The organism is Mesorhizobium sp. M1A.F.Ca.IN.020.06.1.1 (assembly GCF_004023265.1).
Taxonomy (GTDB): domain Bacteria; phylum Pseudomonadota; class Alphaproteobacteria; order Rhizobiales; family Rhizobiaceae; genus Mesorhizobium.
On record NZ_RZSR01000828.1, the window covers coordinates 1 to 2,716 of the forward strand.

General features: G+C 61.6%; 2 protein-coding genes. Both read left to right on the forward strand.

All coding sequences use genetic code 11. From position 1 onward, the window contains the following. Positions 1–575 (forward strand): KUP/HAK/KT family potassium transporter (locus tag EOA60_RS27600; RefSeq protein ID WP_206628271.1); only part of this gene is annotated, 575 nt, incomplete at its 5' end. Positions 576–723: 148 nt separating this feature from the next. Then, positions 724–2,640 carry a potassium transporter Kup gene (locus EOA60_RS27605; RefSeq protein WP_127335430.1) on the forward strand — a complete coding sequence of 639 codons (1,917 nt, stop codon included), beginning with the start codon at positions 724–726 and terminating at the stop codon, positions 2,638–2,640. Positions 2,641–2,716 lie beyond the last annotated feature (76 nt).

Below are 2,716 nucleotides of genomic sequence, written 5' to 3' on the forward strand. Positions count from 1 at the left end.
TCATGGGGCTGATCATGTGGACTTGGATTCGCGGCACCCGCTACCTGTTCGACAAGACGCGCCGCAACGAAATCCCGCTCGACTTTCTGGCGGCGAACCTCCTCAAGAAGAAGCCGCAGCTGGTGTCCGGCACCGCCGTGTTCTTGACCAGCGATCCGCTGAGCGCGCCGACCGCGCTCATGCACAGCCTGAAGCACTACAAGGTGCTGCACGAAAAGAACGTCATTCTTTCCGTGGTTACGGCACCGCAGCCGGTGGTGCCGGATAGCGAGCGGGTGAAGATGGAGACGGTCAACGACCTGTTCATGCGGGTCACGCTGACCTTCGGCTACATGGAGCAGCCGAACATTCCGCGCGCACTGGCGATCTGCCGCAAGCAGGGATGGAAGTTCGACATCATGACGACGTCCTTCTTCCTGTCGCGGCGCTCGCTGAAGGCCTCGCCCAATTCCGGCATGCCGATCTGGCAGGACAGGCTGTTCATCGGCCTTGCGAAGACGGCGGCGGATGCGACGGAGTATTTCCAGATCCCAACCGGGCGCGTGGTCGAGATCGGTACGCAGGTCGCGATCTGACGCTTCAAGCATCCACATTGTGCCATAGATTTGAATGCACCTCTGCAGGTCGAGCCTTGCACTGGCGGTATGGGAGCCCTAACGCCAGGGCACTTGATATTGCACTGCAGCAAGCGTAGAGCACCGCGCATTTTATCGGAGTGTCGTCATGGCCCTTGCCAATGGTGCTGAGGCAGAACCCGTCGAGCAAACCGGGCATCCGGAAATAGAGCAGCACAGCACCAAGGTGCTGATGCTGGGCGCGCTGGGTGTCGTCTATGGTGATATCGGCACCAGCCCGATCTACGCGTTCCGCGAGGCGCTCGTTGCTTCCTCGCGCGGTGAGGTCGCCGATCGCGGCGATATCCTTGGCGTGCTGTCGCTGATCATCTGGTCGCTAACGATCATCGTCACGATCAAGTACATCATGTTCGTGCTGCGCGCCGACAACCGTGGCGAAGGCGGCGTGCTCTCGCTGATGGCGCTGGCGCGCAGCACTTTCGCGACGCGTTCGGCGGTCATCCTGGCCATCGGCATCGCCGGCGCCTCGCTTTTCTTTGGCGACGCCGTGATCACCCCGGCCATCTCCGTGCTTTCGGCCGTCGAAGGCATGAATGTCGTGACACCCGCCTTTCAGCCTTATGTGGTGCCGCTGACGCTGCTCATCTTGGCCATTCTGTTTGCGGTGCAGCGGTTCGGCACAGGTGGTGTCGCCTTGATCTTCGGGCCGATCACCGCCGTGTGGTTCCTCGCCATCGGCCTGTCCGGGCTGAATCACATCATTGCCGATCCTGAAATCCTTTGGGCGATCAGCCCGCACTACATCGTCGCCTTCCTGATCCACTCGCCGGACGTGGCTTTTGTCACGATCGGCGCCATTTTCCTGGCCGTCACCGGCGCGGAGGCACTCTACGCCGACCTCGGCCATTTCGGCCGCAAGCCGATCGTGCTGGCATGGCTGGCGATCGTATTTCCCTGCCTGCTATTGAACTATGCCGGGCAGGGCGCTTTCGTGCTCGCCAAGAACGGCGTCGTCGGCCATCCGTTTTTCGAGATGAATGAAGGCTGGGCGCTGATCCCGATGGTGATTCTGGCGACGGCAGCGACGGTTATCGCCAGCCAGGCGGTGATCTCCGGTGCCTTTTCGCTGACCAGGCAGGCGGTGCAGCTCAACATGCTGCCGCGGCTGGAGATCCTGCATACGTCCGAAAAACAGTCGGGCCAGATCTACATGCCGCGCGTCAACATGCTGCTGGCGCTGGTGGTGATGCTTCTGGTGGTCGGTTTCGGCGCGTCCAGCAGACTTGCCTCGGCCTACGGGATCTCGGTGACCGGCAATATGCTGGTGACGACGGTGCTCCTCTTCGTCGTCATGACCCGTATCTGGAAATGGCAGCTCTGGGTCGCGGTGTCGTTAACGGCTCTGTTTGTCTTCATCGATGTCGGCTTCTTTGCCTCCAACATCGTCAAGGTGTTCGAAGGCGGCTGGGCGTCGCTCGCCGTGGCTTTCGCCATCATCCTCGGCATGTGGACCTGGGTGCGCGGCAGCCGCTACCTGTTCGACAAGACGCGCCGCAACGAAATCCCGCTCGACTTCCTGGCGGCGAACCTTTCGAAGAAAAAGCCGCAGCTGGTGTCCGGCACCGCCGTGTTCCTGACCGGCGATCCGCTGAGCGCGCCGACCGCGCTCATGCACAGCCTGAAGCACTATAAGGTGCTGCATGAGAAGAATGTCATTCTTTCCGTGGTGACCGCACCGCAGCCGGTGGTGCCGGACAGCGAGCGGGTGAAGATGGAGACGGTCAACGACCTGTTCATGCGGGTCACGCTGACCTTCGGCTACATGGAGCAGCCGAACATTCCGCGCGCGCTGGCGATCTGCCGCAAGCAAGGATGGAAGTTCGACATCATGACGACGTCCTTCTTCCTGTCGCGGCGCTCGCTGAAGGCCTCGCCCAATTCCGGCATGCCGATCTGGCAGGACAGGCTGTTCATTGGCCTTGCGAAGACGGCGGCGGATGCGACGGAGTATTTCCAGATCCCCACCGGGCGCGTGGTCGAGATCGGCACTCAGGTCGCCATTTGAGGGACTGCAACGCCTAAAGCGGTGAGTTGGTGCTCGTTACCGGCGGCTCCGGGTTCCTCGGCGCGCACTGCGTTCT

Excerpts from the sequence above, each read along its gene's own strand:
- EOA60_RS27605 (WP_127335430.1), top strand. The coding sequence starts at position 724 with ATGGCCCTTGCCAATGGTGCTGAGGCAGAACCCGTCGAGCAAACCGGG.